The 17,335-nt window shown below is 73.3% G+C and carries 16 protein-coding genes; 9 read left to right on the top strand and 7 right to left on the bottom strand.

The genetic code is table 11. The features are described from left to right. Nucleotides 1-134 precede the first annotated feature (134 nt). The 4 genes from EV383_RS16650 (at nucleotide 135) to EV383_RS16635 (ending at nucleotide 4,201) form a co-directional block, all read left to right on the top strand. Complete coding sequence (locus EV383_RS16650) at nucleotides 135-1,823, top strand: ABC-ATPase domain-containing protein (RefSeq protein WP_130290764.1); 1,689 nt, start codon at nucleotides 135-137, stop codon at nucleotides 1,821-1,823. A gap of 141 nt (nucleotides 1,824-1,964) precedes the next feature. Beyond that, nucleotides 1,965-2,804 (top strand): SDR family oxidoreductase, encoded by an 840-nt coding sequence (locus tag EV383_RS16645; protein ID WP_130290763.1) that lies wholly within the window; start codon nucleotides 1,965-1,967, stop codon nucleotides 2,802-2,804. A gap of 164 nt (nucleotides 2,805-2,968) precedes the next feature. Beyond that, a complete protein-coding gene (locus EV383_RS16640; protein ID WP_130290762.1) occupies nucleotides 2,969-3,877 on the top strand; it encodes an SAM-dependent methyltransferase in 909 nt (302 codons plus the stop codon). A 123-nt stretch (nucleotides 3,878-4,000) separates the two neighbouring features. Continuing rightward, nucleotides 4,001-4,201 carry a hypothetical protein gene (locus tag EV383_RS16635; protein WP_130290761.1) on the top strand — a complete coding sequence of 67 codons (201 nt, stop codon included), beginning with the start codon at nucleotides 4,001-4,003 and terminating at the stop codon, nucleotides 4,199-4,201. 65 nt (nucleotides 4,202-4,266) lie between these two features. On the opposite strand, the gene EV383_RS16630 is transcribed toward EV383_RS16635, so the two are convergent. The 3 genes from EV383_RS16630 to EV383_RS16620 form a co-directional block, all read right to left on the bottom strand. Continuing rightward, nucleotides 4,267-5,061 (bottom strand): 3-methyladenine DNA glycosylase, encoded by a 795-nt coding sequence (locus EV383_RS16630; RefSeq protein ID WP_242623481.1) that lies wholly within the window; start codon nucleotides 5,059-5,061, stop codon nucleotides 4,267-4,269. 74 nt (nucleotides 5,062-5,135) lie between these two features. Next, nucleotides 5,136-6,188 (bottom strand): hemolysin family protein, encoded by a 1,053-nt coding sequence (locus EV383_RS16625; protein ID WP_130290759.1) that lies wholly within the window; start codon nucleotides 6,186-6,188, stop codon nucleotides 5,136-5,138. 34 nt (nucleotides 6,189-6,222) lie between these two features. Next, nucleotides 6,223-7,581 carry a hemolysin family protein gene (locus tag EV383_RS16620; RefSeq protein ID WP_130290758.1) on the bottom strand — a complete coding sequence of 453 codons (1,359 nt, stop codon included), beginning with the start codon at nucleotides 7,579-7,581 and terminating at the stop codon, nucleotides 6,223-6,225. Between the two features lie 405 nt (nucleotides 7,582-7,986). Here EV383_RS16620 and coaA point away from each other — a divergent pair, with 405 nt between their 5' ends. Together coaA and EV383_RS16610 are read left to right on the top strand one after the other, a co-directional pair. Further along, the gene (coaA, locus tag EV383_RS16615; protein ID WP_207223819.1) at nucleotides 7,987-8,919 is read left to right on the top strand and encodes a type I pantothenate kinase; all 933 of its coding nucleotides are present in this window, start codon (nucleotides 7,987-7,989) and stop codon (nucleotides 8,917-8,919) included. A 52-nt stretch (nucleotides 8,920-8,971) separates the two neighbouring features. Then, complete coding sequence (locus EV383_RS16610; RefSeq protein WP_130290757.1) at nucleotides 8,972-9,442, top strand: MarR family winged helix-turn-helix transcriptional regulator; 471 nt, start codon at nucleotides 8,972-8,974, stop codon at nucleotides 9,440-9,442. A 19-nt stretch (nucleotides 9,443-9,461) separates the two neighbouring features. On the opposite strand, the gene EV383_RS16605 is transcribed toward EV383_RS16610, so the two are convergent. Together EV383_RS16605 and asnB are read right to left on the bottom strand one after the other, a co-directional pair. Continuing rightward, entirely contained in the window at nucleotides 9,462-10,268 is an 807-nt protein-coding gene (locus tag EV383_RS16605; RefSeq protein WP_130290756.1) for a DUF427 domain-containing protein, read from the bottom strand. A 215-nt stretch (nucleotides 10,269-10,483) separates the two neighbouring features. Continuing rightward, nucleotides 10,484-12,370, bottom strand: coding sequence for an asparagine synthase (glutamine-hydrolyzing) (gene asnB, locus EV383_RS16600; protein ID WP_130290755.1), 1,887 nt, complete (start codon nucleotides 12,368-12,370; stop codon nucleotides 10,484-10,486). Nucleotides 12,371-12,497: 127 nt separating this feature from the next. On the opposite strand from asnB, the gene EV383_RS16595 reads away from it, so the two are divergent. Both EV383_RS16595 and EV383_RS16590 read left to right on the top strand, forming a co-directional pair. Continuing rightward, nucleotides 12,498-13,013, top strand: a complete 516-nt coding sequence (locus EV383_RS16595; protein WP_207223551.1) for a MarR family winged helix-turn-helix transcriptional regulator — start codon at nucleotides 12,498-12,500, stop codon at nucleotides 13,011-13,013. A 62-nt stretch (nucleotides 13,014-13,075) separates the two neighbouring features. Continuing rightward, nucleotides 13,076-13,327 (top strand): hypothetical protein, encoded by a 252-nt coding sequence (locus EV383_RS16590; protein WP_130290754.1) that lies wholly within the window; start codon nucleotides 13,076-13,078, stop codon nucleotides 13,325-13,327. Nucleotides 13,328-13,350: 23 nt separating this feature from the next. On the opposite strand, the gene EV383_RS16585 is transcribed toward EV383_RS16590, so the two are convergent. Further along, nucleotides 13,351-14,322, bottom strand: a complete 972-nt coding sequence (locus EV383_RS16585) for an aldo/keto reductase (protein ID WP_130290753.1) — start codon at nucleotides 14,320-14,322, stop codon at nucleotides 13,351-13,353. Nucleotides 14,323-14,455: 133 nt separating this feature from the next. Here EV383_RS16585 and EV383_RS32670 point away from each other — a divergent pair, with 133 nt between their 5' ends. Beyond that, nucleotides 14,456-16,480: a serine/threonine-protein kinase gene (locus EV383_RS32670; RefSeq protein ID WP_130290752.1), complete on the top strand. Its 2,025-nt coding sequence runs from the start codon at nucleotides 14,456-14,458 to the stop codon at nucleotides 16,478-16,480. A 4-nt stretch (nucleotides 16,481-16,484) separates the two neighbouring features. Here the strand turns inward: EV383_RS32670 and EV383_RS16575 are convergent, their stop codons facing one another. Beyond that, complete coding sequence (locus EV383_RS16575) at nucleotides 16,485-17,234, bottom strand: sulfite exporter TauE/SafE family protein (RefSeq protein WP_130290751.1); 750 nt, start codon at nucleotides 17,232-17,234, stop codon at nucleotides 16,485-16,487. Nucleotides 17,235-17,335: the final 101 nt, after the last annotated feature.

Genomic DNA, 17,335 nt, shown 5'->3' with positions numbered 1-17,335 from the left:
GATCACCGGTCTCACGCCCAGGGGGCTCCGGCCGCCGCCGAGCCCGGGACTATTCGCGCCGGTAGCGTGGCCGCCCGCATCGACCACGATCTCCGGCGACGGGGCGCAGCCCTCGTGCCGGCGGAAGGACGCCCATGACCCGCACCCAGGGCGACACGCGCGCGCTCGCGTCGTCGCTGCACGGCATGGACGGCGCGAGCTACGGCCGCTACAAGAGCCTGACCGGGCGGTGGACGATGGACGGCTTCACCCTCGAGGTGCGCCGGATCCAGGCCGACCCGTTCGCGCCGCCGAGCCGGATCCGGGTCGACGTGCCCGCCTCCACCGCCGGGTTCCCGGCGGAGCTGCACGACTCCGACGTCCGGCGGCGGGCCCTGGGCGGGTACCTGCTGCGGGCGTTGCGCCGGGCCCTGTCCGGCACCCCGGTCACGGTGGACGCCGGTGGCCAGGAGGTGCTGGCCCGCAGCGCGATCCGGCTCGACGACGGCGCGGTGCGGGTCGAGCTCGGCGTCCCGATGCCGGGGCACGGACGGCGGATCGACGGCAAGCAGGCCGCCCGCACACTCACCCGTGACCTCCCGGACGCCGTCCTCGCCGCGCTGCGCTGGGAGACCGCCGACCGGGCTGCCGCCGAAGAGTTCGTGCACACCGTCGAGGACGCGACGGCCCTGCGCGAGGCACTGGCCGGGAACGGCCTGGTCGCGTTCGTCGCCGACGGCGCCGTCCTGCCCCGGCGCAGCGGCGTCGACGAGCGCCCGCTCGACGGGGCCGTCCCGTTCGCCTCCCCGGAGTCGCTGCGCACCACTCTGACCACGCCGCACGCGGGCGAGGTCACCGGCATGGGCGTGCCCGAGGGCGTCACGTTGATCGTCGGCGGCGGCTACCACGGGAAGTCGACGCTGCTGCGCGCGCTGGAGACCGGCGTCTACGACCACGTGCCCGGTGACGGCCGCGAGCGCTGCGTGACCCGCCCGGACGCGGTGAGCGTGCGCGCCGAGGACGAGCGCGGCGTCGAGCGGGTGGACGTCTCGGCGTTCGTGTCGCACCTTCCCAGCGGCGCCCCGACCGACGACTTCTCGACCACCGCCGCGTCCGGGTCCACCTCACAGGCGGCGTCGACGGTCGAGGCCCTGGAGGCCGGCGCGGACGTGCTGCTCATCGACGAGGACACCTCGGCGACGAATGTCATGATCCGCGACGCCCGGATGCGGGAGCTGATCCCGTCCGAGCCGCTGGTGCCGTTCACCGACCGTGTCCGGCCGCTGCACGCCGACCACGGCGTCTCGACGGTGCTGGTCATGGGTGGGTCCGGGGACTACCTGGACAAGGCGGACACGGTGATCCTGATGGAGGGCTACGTCGCCTCCGAGGTCACCGGCCGGGCGCACGAGGTGGCGGCCGCGGCCGGCCCGGCGCGCACGAGCGAGCACACCGGCTTCCCGGACGTCACGCACCGGGTGTTCGACCCCGGCTCCGTCGACGCCGAGGTCCGCGGACGACGCAGGGTCACCGCCCGCGGGAGGGCCCGGCTGACGTTCGGCGCCGACGACATCGACCTGTCCGCCGTCGCCCAGCTCGTCGACTCCTCCCAGGTCACCGGCATCGGACTGGCCCTGGCGCACGCCGTGCACACGAAGTTGCTCGACGGGCGCCGCACGGTCGGCGAGGTGCTCGATGGGTTGGACCGCGACGTCGTCGAGGACGGGCTGGAGGGCATCGCGCACGGAGCGCTCTCGGACTACGCGCTGCCGCGCCGGCACGAGGTCGCGGCCGCGCTGAACCGCCTGCGGTCGGCCCGGGTCACGGAGCTGCGCGCCCGCTGACGGCCCGGGGACGGAGCGGGGGACGACGCGAGGGGACGGCGCGGTGACGACGACCACGATCGGCCGGGTCGTCCGTAAAGCAGTCAATGCTGACTGTTACTGTCCGCGCATCCGATCTCCCCGACCACCGGAGGGCCAACGATGACCGACCCGACCACCTCGCAGAGCCTCGAAGGCCGCACGATCGTCATGTCCGGCGGGAGCCGGGGGATCGGCCTGGCCATCCTGCTGGCCGCCGCCCGCCAGGGCGCGAACGCGGTGATCCTGGCCAAGACCGACGAGCCGGACCCGCGCCTGCCCGGGACCGTGCACACCGCCGTCGACGAGATCGTCGAGGCCGGCGGCAAGGCCGTGGCCGTGGTCGGCGACGTGCGGGTCGAGGAGGACGTGGAGCGGGCCGCGGCGACCGCCGTCGAGACGTTCGGCGGCATCGACATCGTGATCAACAACGCCAGCGCCCTGAACACCAAGGGCACCGCGGACGTCACGCCGAAGCGCTTCGACCTGATGCAGTCGATCAACTCGCGTGGCACGTTCCTCCTCACCCGCGCCTGCCTGCCGCACCTGAAGAACTCCACCGACGCGCAGATCGTCACGCTGTCCCCGCCGATCAACCTCGACCCGAAGTGGCTGGGGGAGTTCCCGCCCTACATGCTCTCCAAGTACGGCATGTCGCTGCTGACGCTGGGGTGGGCCGCGGAGTTCGCCGGGGACGGCATCCGCGCGAACTGCCTGTGGCCGCAGACCACGATCGCCACCGCCGCGGTGGTCAACCTGCTCGGCGGCGAGGAGGCGGCGTCCAAGGCGCGCAGCGTGGAGATCATGGGGGACGCCGCGGTCGCGCTGCTGACCGACCCGGCACGGCCGACCGGGCAGACCCTGATCGACGAGGACGCTCTGGCCGCGGTCGGGATCACCGACCTCTCGCCCTACGGCGGCGGGGACGACCCGGCGCTGGACTTCTTCGTCGAGAAGCGCTGACGACCCGTCCGGCCCCCGGATCGCTCCGGGGGCCGGATCGGAGATCGGTAATCGATATCCGACATTCGCGACATCGGCCCGGCGGCGCCACCGTGCACCGCTGATGATCGGGACGACGGCGGCGCGGCGACCCGCGCCCGACGATCTCGAGCACCGGAGTGGACATGGCCGAGCACGAGCAGTGGGACATCGTCAGCAGCGTCGGGTTCACCGCGCTGCTGGTCGCGGCCGGCCGGGCGGTGGAGACCTGCCGCGACGACCGTCTCGTCGACGACCCGTGGGCGCAGCGTTTCGTCGCCGCGGCGAACCCGCCCTCGTCAGTGCCGGTCCGCCCGGGCGAGACGTGGACCGTGCACGACCCGGACCCGGCGATCCGCTCCGAGGTCGACGGGTTCTGGACGATGATGGCCACCTACCAGGGCGTCCGCTCCCGCTTCTTCGACGACGCGCTCGACCGCGCCGTCTCCGCGGGCACGGACCAGGTCGTGCTGCTCGCCGCGGGCCTGGACGCCCGCGCGCTGCGCCTGCCCTGGGGTTCGGGCGTCACCGTCTACGAGATCGACCAGGCCGGGGTCCTGGAGTTCAAGGACGAGGTCGTCGAGGCCCACGACGGCCGCCCGACCTGCGACCGCCGCGTGGTCGGCGTGGACCTGCGCGACGACTGGGTGGCCGCGCTGCGGGCTCAGGGCTTCGACCCGTCCCGGCCCACGGCGTGGCTGGCCGAGGGGCTGCTGCCGTTCCTGCCCGCCGACGCGCAGGAGACGCTGCTGCGGGCGATCGACGAGCTCAGCGCGCCGGGGAGCACGATCGCGGCCGAGCACTTCGCCGACGTGATCGCGATGATGGCCCACCGGCCGAGCCTGGCCGCGCTGGTCGCGCCGTTCGGGGTGGAGTTCCCGTCGCTGATCTCGACCGAGGAGCGCCCGCCCGCGGCGCGGCGTCTGTCCGAGCTGGGCTGGGACGTCGACTCCGTGGACAGCCCCGGCGTGGCCCGCGGCTACGGCCGTGACCTGGCCGGGTTGCCCGACGGCATCGAGTTCAGCAGTGACCTGGTGACCGCCGTGAAGTCCTGACCGGACAACTCCGGCCCGAACCGGTCATCGATGGGATTCCCGGAACCGGGCGCCGTTCTCGTGCGACCGTGTCCGTGGCGGGCTGACCGTCCGCGACCCGACGAGCACGAGGAGCCACGACCGATGCGCCACATCGCCACCTTCTGCGGGAACTGCAACTGCGGCTGCCCGGAGCTGCACGTCGACGAGAACGCGGCCCCGGAGCGCCGGATCGTGATCACCGACGACTTCGGGCAGCGGATCCAGATGAGCACCGACCAGCTCGCCGACCTCGTCGCCGCGGCCCGCAACGGCGTCCTCGACGACCTGGTCCCCACCGGCTGACGTCCCCCGTGCGCGGATATCGCTGCTCTGGCGGTGATATCCGCGCACGACCGGGCGTCAGCGCATCAGTGGGTCAGGGACGCGCACACGGCCATCAGGCGGCGGCGCAGGGGAGCGGCCCGCTCGGCGAAGCCGGCCTGGGCGCGGGCGTAGTCGGCGCGGCCCTCCGGGGTCTCGATCCGGACCGGGGTGTACCCGTGCGCGGCGAGGTCGTAGGGGCTGGCCCGCATGTCCAGCTCACGGACGTCCACGGCCAGCTCGAAGCAGTCCGCCGTCAGGTCGGACGGGCAGCCGGGGGCGAGCTTGTAGGCCCACTTGTAGAGATCCATGTTCGCGTGCAGGCAGCCGGGCTGCTCCAGCTCGGTCTGACGCTCCCGGGTCGGCGTGAGCGCGTTGCGCGGGGCGGCCGACTCGGTGAAGAAGCGGTAGGCGTCGAAGTGCGTGCACCGCACCGGCATCGACTCGACGACCTCGTCGGTGCCCGCGGCCCCCAGACGCAGCGGGACGGCGCCGTGGCGCGGGGCGTCGGTGCGGTAGACCATCGCCCACTCGTGCAGGCCGAAGCAGCCCAGACGGGGCGCGCGCTCCAGGGTCGCCGCGAGCAGGCCGTGCACGAACTCCGCAGTGGCGCGCAGCCGGTCCGGCGCGCAGGCCGGGTCGAAGCGGACGCCGACGCCGTCGCGGCGGTAACCCGGCCGGTCCAGGAACTCCTCCGCGTCGTGCAGCACGACCCCGGGACCGGGATCCCACTGTTCGAGACGGACCGGCTTGTGCGAGTAGTAGGTGAACAGGAAGTCCATCACCGGGTGCGGCTCCCGGCGGCGACGGCGCTCCCGGTGCGGCCCGGTGAACACCGCCATCCGCTCCCGGTGCCGCTGCGCGGCCTCGCGCCACCGCAACCCGGAGAGCGAGGACAGCACGTCGGGACCGGCACTCACGCCGGCGGCCCGGGGGAGTGCGTGGCGTCGCGGACGGTGCCGACGTAGCGCTCGGTCAGATCCTCCATCGTCACCAGCCCGACCGTGGTGCCCGCGTCGTCCGTCGCCCGGGCCAGGTGTGCCCGCGACGTCCGCAGCGTGGACATGGCGACGTCGAGACGGGCCGAGGCGGAGACCTCGGGGAGGCTGCGGATCCGCTGCGGCGGGATCACCGTCGACGGCCCGTCGGCCAGGTCGAGCACGTCCTTGACGTGCAGGTACCCGGTCAGCCGGCCCTGCGTGCCGCGGATCGGGAAACGCGAGAACCCGGTGTCGGCGACGGCGGTGGTGACCTGGTCGACCGTCGGGCTCGGCGGCAGCGTGACCAGGTCGCCCATCGCGACGACCACGTCGGCGACGGTGGTCTCCGCCGAGCGCAGGGTGCGGGCGATCCGGCTGGACTCGTCGTCGTCGAGCAGGCCCTCGCGCTGCGAGTCGGCGATCATCTCCGACAGCTCGCCGGAGGTGAACGCGGCCTCCAGCTCGTCCTTCGGCGTGACCTTGAACAGCCGCAGCGTGGCGTTGGCCATCCAGTTGAACGCGTCGATCGCCGGGCGGGCGAGCTTCGTCCAGATCAGGAACGGCGGCACCAGCAGGATCGCGGCCCGCTCCGGGCCGGCGATGGAGATGTTCTTCGGGACCATCTCCCCGAGCAGCATGTGCGCGATCACGACCAGGATCAGCGAGATCGTGAACGCGATCGGGTAGACGGCGGCGTCGGGCACGCCGACGGCCTCCAGCGGCGTCTCGATCAGGTGCGCGACGGCCGGCTCGCCGAGGCGTCCCAGCAGCAACGACGCGATCGTGATGCCCAGCTGCGACGCCGCGAGCATCCGGGACAGGTCCGCGGAGGCGCCGAGCACGGTCCGCGCGCCGGACGACCCGGCCTCTGCCATCGCCTCCAGCCGGTCCTTGCGGGCGGAGATCAGCGCGAACTCGGCGCTGACGAAGAACGCGTTGGCACCCAGCAGCGCGAGCGCCGCCAGGAGAGCGAGCAGATCGGCAGTCATTCCGCCTCCGCGGGAAGAAGTGCGTCGGCGGGGGTCACGACCGCACCTCCCTGCTCGGGGCACCGACACCGGCACCGGTCAAGGCCGCACCGTCGAGGGACAGCCGCAGCTCGGCGACGCGGTTGCGGTCGCGGCGCAGGACGGTCAGGCGCCAGTCGTCGACCAGCAGGTCGTCGCCGACGTCCGGGATCCGGCCCAACCGGGCCAGCACCATCCCGGCCAGGGTCTCGTAGTCGCCGTCGGGCATCACGAACCCGGTCGCGTCGGCGATCTCGTCGGCGCGCAGCAGGCCGGAGACGACCCAGCTGCCGTTGCCGGCGCCGCGCACCCGGGACTGCTCGGCGCGGTCGTGCTCGTCACGGACGTCGCCGACGATCTCCTCGATCAGGTCCTCGAGGCAGACCAGGCCGGCCGTGCCGCCGTACTCGTCGACGACGACGGCCATCTGCAGCCCGGAGTCGCGCAGCCGGGTCATTAGGGCGTCGCCGTCCAGGGACCCGGGCACGGTCTCGACCGGCACCGTCATCGTCCGCAGGGTGGTGGTGGCCCGCTCCTCGACCGGCACGCCGAAGGCCTGCTTGACGTGCACGAGCCCGAGCAGCACGTCCGGGTCGCCGTCCTGCACCGGGAAGCGGGAGAACCCGCTGCGCCGCGACAGGGTCAGCAGGTCGGCCACGGTGTCGTCACCGTCGATGGTCTCCATCCGCACCCGCGGCGTCATCAGCTCGTCGGCGACGCGGTCGGTGAAGCGCAGCGAGCGGTCCAGCAGGGTCGCGGTGCCCTGGTCGATCGTGCCGTGCTCGGCCGAGGACCGGACCAGTGAGCTGAGCTCGTGCGGAGAGCGCGCCGAGCGCAGCTCCTCCGCGGGCTCGATACCGAGCTTGCGGACGATCGCGTTCGCCGAGGCGTTCAGGGCGCGGATCAGCCAGCGGAACGCGGTGGCGAACCCGGCCTGGATCCACACGACCTTGCGGGCGGTGCCCAGCGGGTGCGCGATGGCGAGGTTCTTCGGGACCAGCTCGCCGAACACCATCGACAACGCCGTGGCGATGACCAGCGACAGGACCGTCGAGATTCCGGTGGACAGCCCGGTCGGCACGCCCGCCGCCTCCAGCCCGGGGTTGATCAGCTCGGCGATGGCGGGCTCGGCGATGTAGCCGGTGGCCAGGGTCGTCACCGTGATGCCGAGCTGACAGCCCGAGAGCTGGAACGACAGTGACCGGTGGGCCTTCTGCACGGCGCGGGCGCTGCGGTCGTTCGCCTCGGCGACGTGGGCGTCGACCTGGCTTCGCTCCAGTGCGGTCAGGGAGAACTCCGACGCCACCGACATCGCGGTGCCGGCCGTGAGGACCGCGACGGCCACCAGGCCGAGGAGGGAGAGCAGCACGGTCATCGGAGGGCCCCTGCGGTGGCCCGGGCGGCCTGCGGCCGGGAGGGGATCGGCCGGGTCGCGTGACCCGGCCTACTACTGCAACCCGGCTCGGCGGGTCCTGCGGTGGGCACGAACACTCCTGGGCTGGACGGGACCCGGTCAGCGGGCAACGATACGCCGCCGACGGAACGGCGCCCGTCGGGCGTACCCCGTGCGAGCGAGGTCACGCAGGCGCGGGGCCGGGTGAGGTCTAGGTTGGGTGCCCATGACCACGGTCCCGACAACGGCAGCGACGCCGACGCGGTTCCCGTCCACCCGGGAGACCCCGGCTGCGGTAGCCCGGTGAGCCTCGACCGCAGGCCCGCGCCCGTCGACGAGCACCCGGCCCCGAAGGACGAGCTGTCCTCCCCGGCACGACATTCCGGCCTGGCCAAGGGCAGTGCCTCGCCCTTCGTGGACTTCGACCGGCGGGCCTGGTCGCAGCTCGCTGCGGCCTCGACCCGTCTGCCGCTCTCGGCCGAGGAGCTCGACCAGCTGCGTAGTTTCGGCGACTTCGTCGACCTCGACGAGGTCCGAGAGGTCTACCTCCCGCTGTCGCGGCTGCTGAACATGCACGTCCGGGAGGGTGGGCGGCTCTACCACGCCTACCGGCGCTTCCTCGGCGACACGGCGGCCCGGACCCCGTTCATGATCGGGATCGCCGGGTCGGTCTCGGTCGGCAAGTCCACCACCGCGCGGCTGCTGCGCCTGCTGCTGGCCCGCTGGCCCGAGCACCCCAGCGTCGAGCTCGTGACCACCGACGGGTTCCTGCACCCCAACGCCGAGCTGGAGCGGCGCGGGATCATGCACCGAAAGGGGTTCCCCGAGTCCTACGACCGCCGCGCGCTGCTGCGCTTCGTCTCCGAGATCAAGGGCGGCCGGTCCGAGGTCAGCGCTCCGGTCTACTCGCACCTGGTCTACGACATCGTCCCGGACGAGCGGCTCGTCGTGCGCAGCCCGGACATCGTGGTGATCGAGGGCCTCAACGTCCTGCAGCCCGCCACGTCCGGGGCGCTGACGGTCAGCGACTTCATCGACTTCTCGGTCTATGTCGACGCCGCGACCGCCGACGTCCGGCGCTGGTACGTCGAGCGGTTCCTGCGGCTGCGCGAGACCGCGTTCCGCGACCCGGCGTCGTACTTCCGCCGCTACGCCGAGCTGGACCACGAGGCGGCGGTCGCCCGCGCCGAGACGATCTGGGACGAGATCAACGCCCCGAACCTGGTGCAGAACATCCTGCCCACCCGGGGCCGCGCGAGCCTGGTGCTGAGCAAGGGCGCCGACCACAACATCACCCGCGTCCGGCTGCGCAAGCTGTAGGGAGTTCCCGCCCTGGTCCGGGGGTCGTTGTCATTGCTGGCACGATGTCGGGATGGGCGGGAACACGGGGACGGACACGGTGACGACGAAGTACTCCGGCACCGACGAGGAGCTCGCGGCCCGGCTGCGGCTCGCCGTGGGCCGGCTGAACCGCCGGATCCGGATCGACGACAAGGAGTCGCTGCCCCCGTTGCAGCTCTCCACCCTGGTCACCGTCGAGAACCACGGCCCGCTGCGCCTGTCCGAGCTGGCCCGCCGCGAGGCCGTCACCGCACCGACCATGTCCCGGGTGCTCACCGCGCTGGACGAGGCCGGTCTGGTGACCCGCGCCGCCGACCCGGGCGACGCCCGCGGCGTCCTGATCAGCATCTCCGCCACCGGCGTGAGCCGCCTGGCCGAGCTGCGCAGCCACCGCACCGCGCTCATCGCGCGGCGTCTCGACCGCCTCGACGACCAGCAGCGCAACGCCCTGGAGGCGGCCCTGCCCGCCCTGGAGGCACTGCTGGTCGACGAGGAGGACTGAGGTCCTTCCCGGGGTGAGCTCAGGCGGGCTCGCCGTCGACCTCGACCGTGACGCCGGTGTCGCCGCCGTCGGTGAAGCTGAGCAGGCCGCCGATCCGCGACGACTCGGGCAGCGGCTCGGGGTAGCTCCAGGCCACATCGGTCAGGACGGTGCCGTCCGGCAGGGTGGCGTGCGAGTAGGACGACCGGCCCTTGTACGGGCAGTGCATGTGGGTGTCGCTGGGCTTCAGCGGGACCCGGACGTCTCCGGGGCGCAGGTACCAGCGGTTCTTCAGGCCCGTCTCGGACAGGACCACCGGCTCCCGGGACTCCGCCAGGACCGTGTCACCGTGCCGGACGACGACGTCGCGGTGCGTCGGGCGGACGTCGACCCGCGTGTAGGGGTCCGTGAGGTGGGCGAAGACCTCCTCGTCCTCGTCGTACCAGGCGTCGGCGGCGTTCCAGTACAGCGCGGCCAGGCCCTTGAGCCACGGCGCCTCGTCGGTGGGCTGGGGGTAGGACCAGACGGCGTTCTCCGCGACCCGGTCGCCGACGACCAGCGAGTGGTAGGCGGCGTCACCCTTGAACGGGCAGTGCGTCGTGTGCTCGGTGGGGACCAGGACGTCGGCGTCGAGGTCGTCGAACGGCACGTAGAGCACCGGCAGCAGGTTCGACTCGTGCACCAGCTGCCCGGCACGGGTGTCGAGCACGGTGCGCCCGGCGAACTCGGCCCGCACGCGACGCGGGAACGGGTGCATCAGCAGCTTGTGCGGCGGGCCCTCGATCCGGTAGTTCACCGAGGTCGGGGCGTAGGGGGACAGCGGTCCGTCGGTGCGGGTCAGACCCACGATGGCTCCTCAGCTAGGGAACGAAGTACCTGCCCCGACCAACACCCCCGCCGCCCGTCGTGATTCCCGGAGCGCACTCGTGGCGCGAACGCGTCGCGAGCCCGCACATTCGCGCCCCGAGTGCGGCCCCGGCGCGCCACCCCCGGCGCACTCATGGAGCTTTCGTGTCGTGGAGCCACACGTCTGCGCCATGAGTGCGTGCGGGGTGGGGCCGGTCAGACGTTGAGCTCCACGTCGTAGTCGCCGAGCCACTGGTTCAGGTCGATGATGCGCTCGAGCTGCATCCGCTGACCCATGTGGTTCTGCTGGTGCGACGACGGCGCGTCCAGGCGCTCGCGGATCGCCTTGAGGTCGACCATCGGCGCGACGGGGGCGTTCTCACCCTCGGCGAGGATGCCGGCCACCCGGTCGCGCAGGGACTTCTCGTAGCCCTCGTCCTGCGTCGACGGGTACGGGCTCTTCACCCGCTGCACGACCGACTCCGGGAGCAGGTCCTTCGTGGCGTGGCGCAGGAGGCTCTTCTCCCGGCCGTCGAACGTCTTGTGCGCCCACGGCGTGCCGAAGACGTACTCGACGAGGCGGTGGTCGCAGAACGGCACCCGCACCTCGAGACCGACCGCCATGCTCATCCGGTCCTTGCGGTCGAGGAGGTTCGGCAGGAACTTCGTGAGGTAGAGGTAGCAGATCTCGCGCATCCGGCGCTCGTGCGGATCGGCCGCCGCGGGACCGGTGAGCTGCGGGACCTCGGCCAGGGCCGCGCGGTACTGGTCGTCGACATAGCCGGCGACGTCGAGCTTGGCGAACAGCCCCTTGTCGAACAGGCCCGGGTCCTTCGCGTCGTGGTTCATCATCCGGCCGGCCAGCCACGGGAACGTGTCCGCGGCGACGGTGTCGGCGTCGTGGAAGTCGCGGTACCCGCCGAAGACCTCGTCGGCCGACTCCCCGGACAGGGCGACCGTCGACTCCTCGCGCACCGCCTTGAACAGCAGGTAGAGCGAGGTGTCCATGTCCCCGATGCCCGCGGGGAGGTCGCGGGCGTGCAGGGCCGCGTTGCGTACCCGCGGGTCCATCATGTCCTCGGTGGAGAGCAGGATGTCGCGGTGGTCGGTGCCGACGAACTCGGCGACCTCGTGCACGTACGGGGTGTCCGGCGTGCCGCGGACGTCGTCGGCCTGGAAGTTCTCCGCGTAGCCGGCGAAGTCGACGGCGAACGAGCGGATCCTGCCGCCGCCCTGGTCGGTGACGTGCCGGGCGGCCAGCGCGGTCAGCGCGGAGGAGTCGAGCCCGCCCGAGAGCAGTGTGCACAGCGGGACGTCGGCGATCAGCTGGCGCTTCGCCGTGTCCTCGAGCAGCTCGCGGACGTGGTTCACCGTCGTCGGGACGTCGTCGGTGTGCCCGGTGTCCTCCAGGCGCCAGTACCGCTCCTCGCGGATCCCGTTGCGCCCGATCCGGACCACGTGGCCCGGCGGGACCTCGCGCATGCCGCGGAACACGGCGTTGGACGGGTCCGCGACCCAGGCCAGTGCCCGGCGCAGGCCTTCGGCCTCGACGACGCGGTCGGCGTCGGGGTTGGCCAGGATCGCCTTGGGCTCGGAGCCGAACAGCACGCCGTTCGGGGTGGGGTAGTAGTAGAGCGGCTTGATGCCGAGCCGGTCGCGGACGAGCACCAGCTCCTCGCTCCCGGTGTCCCACACCGCGTAGGCGAACATGCCGTTCAGACGGCGGGCGACCTCGCGCGGGTCCTTCCGGCCCCACTCGCGGTGCGCGCGCAGCACGACCTCGGTGTCGCTGGAGGTGCGGAAACGGTGCCCCGCGGCGTCGAGCTCGGCGCGCAGCTCCCGGAAGTTGTAGGTCTCGCCGCTGTAGACCATGTGCAGCGCCGGACCGCGGTCGTCGTCGTCGAGGGTCATCGGCTGGCGGCCGCCCTCGATGTCGATCACCGCGAGGCGCCGGTGACACAGGGCGGCGTGACGTTCGACCCAGATGCCCTCCTGGTCCGGGCCGCGGCAGCTCATCGTCTGGTTCATCCCGGCGAGGGTGCGCCGGTTCTGGTCGTCGCCCAGGTCACGCCGGTAGTCGATCCAGCCGCAGATTCCGCACACGGTGGGGGCCTCCTTGCACTTTGTTAACGGGGTGTTACTCGATTTCACCTCGCAACGTTGCAACGTGCAACAGGAGTAGAGTCTTGTTATGCAGGAACGTCCGATACGTCCGATTGGAGCTGGCCCTATGACGGCGTCGGCCGGTGTGACCTCCACCACCACGACCACACGCCCCGATGACTCCCTGCGACAGGGCTCCCCGGAACAGGACTCACTGCAACAGCTCGAGAAGCAGGTGACGCTGCTGGTCCGGCGAACCATGGAGTCGGTCTGGTCGGGCGGGTACGGACCGCACGAGGCGGTGGACCGCTACACCTATCCGGTCCTGCTCCTGCTCGACGAGGAGGGGCCGCACTCGCTGACGGCCCTGACCGCCAAGCTCGGCGTCAGCAAGCCCACCGCCAGCCGGCAGGTCTCGCGGCTGTCCCGAGCCGGGCTGGTGGAGGTCAGCCCGCACGAGCGGGACCCGCGCTCGGTCAGCGTCGCCCTCACCCGGGCCGGTGCCGCCGCCCGCGACGAGGTGCGCCAGGCCCGTCTGGCGCCGCTGCGCGAGGTGATGGAGCACTGGCCGGAGGACGACCGGGACGCCCTGGCCGGGCTGCTCGACCGGTTCAACACCGACCTGGAGCTCTTCGTCCGCTGAGCCCCGGGGCCCACCGACATCGTGGCGGCGGGGCCGTCGGGGGCGCTCGGTAGCCTGGGCGCGTGGCTGACACCGAGACCGCCGAGCCGGACGCCGTCCCGGACACCCCCGTCACGGGCACGGCTGCGCCGGGCACACCCGGGGCCGAGCCGGCGCAGCCGGTGGCGTGCTCCCGGTGCTCGACGGCGACGACCCTGCTCCACATCGTGGGCAACTGCGCGGACTGCCTCGCCGACATGGGGTTGAACCACCCCGAGCAGTTCACCGAGTTCAAGGCGCAGGTGCTGGCCAAGTACGGCAGCGGCGGCGCATAGGAGTCCCGCGGGCCGCAGGAACGTCAGTACCGGTCGCCCTGCGCTCCCGGCAGGGTCTCCAGCAGGGCGTGGTCCTCGGCGGTCAGCGTGACGTCCGCGGCGGCGGCGTTCTCCTCGACGCGCTCGGGGCGGGTGGTGCCCGGGATCGGCACGACACGCTCGCCGCGGGACAGAACCCAGGCCAGCGCGATCTGCGCCGGTGTGGCGTCGTGGCGCTGCGCGACCGTCGTGACGGTGTCGACGATCTCGGCGTTGGCCGCCATGGCCTCGTCGGTGAAGCGGGCGTTGTGGGCGCGGAAGTCCTTGCCCTCGAACGACCCGGGCGTCAGGGCGCCGGTGAGGAAACCGCGGCCGAGCGGGGCGAACGGGATGAAACCCGCCCCCCGCTGCTCGCACCAGGGCAGGACGTCGGTCAGGGCGCCGCGGGTCCACAACGACAGCTCGGACTGCACCGTGGACACCGGGTGGATCACCGAGGCGCCGTCGAGCTGGGCCGGCTCGACCTCGGACATCCCCAGCGCACGGACCTTGCCCGCGGTCACCAGGTCGGCGAGCGCTCCCCAGGTGTCGGCCAGCGGGACCTCCGGGTCGACCCGGTGCAGCTGGTAGAGGTCGATGACGTCCACGCCGAGGCGGCGCAGCGAGTCGTCGCAGGCCTGCGCGATCCGCTCCGGGCGCCCGTCCGGGGACGGGACCTGACCCGGGGTGCGGTCGGCGGTGACGACGAGTCCGACCTTCGTGGCGACCGTGAGCCGCTCGCGGTCCGACGGCGTCAGCCCGGCCAGGGCACGCCCGAGGAGCTCCTCGTTGGTGAACGGGCCGTAGACGTCGGCGGTGTCGAGCAGCGTCACCCCGCGGTCGAGCGCCCGGTGGATCGTCGCGACCGAACGCTCGTCGTCGCGCTCGGCGGGGGAGTAGGCCCAGGACATCCCCATACATCCGAGGCCGACCGCGCCGACCCGGGGACCGTCCTGCCACAGCTCGCGGTTGTCCATGCGCCGACGGTAACGCCGCCACCGCCGGCACACGCCGTCGCGGCCGCCCGACACGGCCGGGACACCCGTGCCGCGTCGTTCCCGGCGTCGGTGATGCCATAGTGGGAGTCGGACGGCGGAGGGGGTTTCGGGCGTGGACACGCTGGTGGCGCTCGTCGCCGGGCTGCTCGACGGTCTGCGCGGCCTGGCGGCGGACGCGTGCCCGGGCGAGTGGGCGTGGTCGGTCAGCATCCTCGGGGTGCTGGTCGGGCTGCTGCCGACGGCCGGGGCGGTCGCGGTCGCGCTGATCCGGCGCCGTCTCGGCTCGTCCTACGGGGCGTCGGGGTCCGTGCTCGTCGGCGGGATCGGGATCCTGACCGCCGGCCTGCTGCCGCTGGTCGCGTTCATCGCCACCGGACGGGTGTTCGCCGCCGCCACCGAGGGACAGCCGGTCCCGGGCATGGCCGCCGCGACGACCCGGACCATCCGCACCACGACCTGCTCGGTCGTCGGCACCCAGAGCAGCTACCTGGGCCAGGGCACCGTCGCCGGCGCGGTGGGCAGCGGCGACGTCGTCCAGTCGGTGATCGCGGTCGCGCTGCTCGGCGTGGTGCCGCTGATGGCGGTGCTGCTGGTCGCCGTGCAGGCCCGCACCGCGCTGCGCCGCGGGCCGAAGTGGCCGTCGAAGTTCTTCTGGATCCCGCTGTTCTCGCTGATCGTCCTCACCGCGGGGGTGCCCAGCGGCACCGCCGAGCACCTCTGGATCGGCGTGCTGGTCGCGACCCTGCTCGGGGTCGTCGTCGTGGCGATGGTGCCGCCGCCGTCGCGGGCCGCGCTCGCCGCGGCCGAGCGCCGGTCCGTCGACGCCGCCGGGCCGCCCTCGGGTCGCGCCGTCGGCGCCGGTCGACCCGGGCCGCCGCCCGGACATCCCTCCGCGGCCCACCCGGCCGCCTCGGCGCCCGCCGCCACGCCCAGCCTCGCCGACCGCCTGGCCGGCCGGTTCGCCGCACGCACCCCGGAGAGCCCGGTCGAGATCGGTGGCGCCGCCGCCGGGCGGGTCGCCCCGTCCGGCCGGGCCGCCGCGGCCGGTGGTCCCGGCTCCGGTGCCGCGCCCCGCCCGAACGGCACCCGCGCACTGTCCGGCCCGTACCCCGCGGCGCCGCCACCGGCGATGCCGCCACCGCCACCGCCGACGCCCGGACGATCGGGCCCGTTCCCGCCCCCGTCCGGCGGGTTCCGGACCGGTGGCGGCCCGCTCCCGCCCCCCGGACCTCCGCGCCGCCCGACGATGGTCGCCCCGGTCGGCGGCGTCACCGGCGGGCAACGCGCCCCGCGGTTCCGGCTGCTGCGCCGTCTCGGCTCCGGCGGGTTCGGACGAGTGTGGCTCGCCCACGACGCCAAGCTCGGCCACACCGTCGCGGTGAAGTCCGCGCACGCCCCGGACGCCGAGACCGAGGAGCGGATCCGCCGTGAGGCCGCGGCCCTCGGCGCGATGCAGCACCCGTGCTGCGTGCGGATCCACGACCTCGTGCAGGCCTCCAGCGACCCCGGGCTCGTCGGGATGGAGGGCCTGGTGATCGTCATGGAGTACGTCGACGGCCTGTCGCTGGGCCAGCTGGTGGCCGACCGCGGCCCCGTCGACGACGTCTCCGCGGCGCGGATCTGGACCGGGATCGCCGGGGCGCTGGACACCGCCCACCGGCGCGGGGTGCTGCACCGCGACATCAAGCCCGGCAACATCGTCGTCGACCCGCACGGCAAGCCGCACCTGATCGACTTCGGGATCGCCCGCAAGCAGGGCGACTCCACCCTGACCATGGCCGGCTACGTGCTGGGCACTCCGGACTACCTGGCCCCGGAGGTCGCGGCGGGCAAGCCCGCCTCCCCGGCCTCGGACGGCTGGCAGCTCGCCGCCGCGGTGTCGTTCGCGCTGTGCGGGCAGCCGCCCCGTGGCGAGAGCCAGGACGCCGTCGCGGGCCTGCGCGCGGCCGCGGCGGGCGGGAAGCTCACCCACCTGCCCTCGCGCACGGCGCACCTGAGCCTGCTCAAGTCCGCCCTGCGCACCGACCCGGGCCGCCGCCCGGAGCTCGCGACGGTCCAGGGCAAGCTCGACGACTGGCTGCACAAGCGCGGCGCCCGGATCGACGGGCCCGTGACCAGCATGTTCGACCGGATCTGAGTCCTCACCAGGCGTCGGCGAAGAGCTTCACGGCCAGCCCGAGGCCCGCGATCGCGATCCCGGCCCGCAGCAGGGTGGTGGGGACGCGGCGGGCGATGGCCGGGCCGGTCCAGCCGCCGATCAGCAGCCCCGCGGCCAGCGGGAGCACCGCCGTCCACACGACGTCGCCGAACAGCGCGAACCCGATCGCGGCGACGCCGTTCGCGAGTCCGAGCAGCACGTTCTTGACCGCGTTGGACTGCAGCAGCGTCAGCGGCTGCGAGATCGAGAGCAGGGCGAGCAGCAGCACCCCGGCGGCGGCGCCGAAGTAGCCCCCGTAGACCGCGACGGCCGTCATCGCGGCCAGGACCCACGGCCCGTCGCGGCGCGGTCCCTCCGCGGCGGCGGTCCGGATCCACGGCGAGGCCAGCAGGACCACCGACGCGCCGCCGACCAGGAACGGGACGATCTTCTCGAAGCCGCCGTCGGGCGTGACGAGCAGCAGCCCGGCCCCGGCCGCGCCGCCGACCACGGACAGCACCGCGAACCGCCGGACCATCGGCCCGAGCCCGGTCAGCTCCGGGCGTGACCCGGTGACCGACCCGACGCTGTTGAACAGCAGCGCGACGGTGTTCGTGACGTTCGCGCTGGTCGCGGGCAGCCCGACCGCGAGCAGCGCCGGGTAGGAGAACAGCGACGCCAGCCCGGCGATCGACCCGGACAGCCCGGCCCCGATCCCGGCGAGGAACAGCAGCAGGACCTGACCGGCGGTCACCCGCGGGCCCGTCGCGACGGTGACGGCACGCCGGGATCATCGCAATCCCCCGCCCGCCCCGCGCCGGCGGAGCAGCGACCCACCTCCCACGCCCCCGGAGC

The organism is Pseudonocardia sediminis (genome assembly GCF_004217185.1).
Lineage (GTDB): Bacteria > Actinomycetota > Actinomycetes > Mycobacteriales > Pseudonocardiaceae > Pseudonocardia > Pseudonocardia sediminis.
This window is presented reverse-complemented; position numbering and strand designations above follow the sequence as displayed.

Bases quoted from the DNA above. Each gene is read 5' to 3' on its own strand.
- EV383_RS16640 (WP_130290762.1), top strand. From the start codon at position 2,969: ATGGCCGAGCACGAGCAGTGGGACATCGTCAGCAGCGTCGGGTTCACC.
- EV383_RS16585 (WP_130290753.1), bottom strand. From the start codon at position 14,322: ATGGACAACCGCGAGCTGTGGCAGGACGGTCCCCGGGTCGGCGCGGTC.
- EV383_RS16625 (WP_130290759.1), bottom strand. From the start codon at position 6,188: ATGACTGCCGATCTGCTCGCTCTCCTGGCGGCGCTCGCGCTGCTGGGT.
- EV383_RS16630 (WP_242623481.1), bottom strand. From the start codon at position 5,061: ATGGCGGTGTTCACCGGGCCGCACCGGGAGCGCCGTCGCCGCCGGGAG.
- EV383_RS16620 (WP_130290758.1), bottom strand. From the start codon at position 7,581: ATGACCGTGCTGCTCTCCCTCCTCGGCCTGGTGGCCGTCGCGGTCCTC.
- EV383_RS16635 (WP_130290761.1), top strand. From the start codon at position 4,001: ATGCGCCACATCGCCACCTTCTGCGGGAACTGCAACTGCGGCTGCCCG.
- EV383_RS16610 (WP_130290757.1), top strand. From the start codon at position 8,972: ATGGGCGGGAACACGGGGACGGACACGGTGACGACGAAGTACTCCGGC.
- EV383_RS16595 (WP_207223551.1), top strand. From the start codon at position 12,498: ATGACGGCGTCGGCCGGTGTGACCTCCACCACCACGACCACACGCCCC.
- EV383_RS16650 (WP_130290764.1), top strand. From the start codon at position 135: ATGACCCGCACCCAGGGCGACACGCGCGCGCTCGCGTCGTCGCTGCAC.
- EV383_RS16645 (WP_130290763.1), top strand. From the start codon at position 1,965: ATGACCGACCCGACCACCTCGCAGAGCCTCGAAGGCCGCACGATCGTC.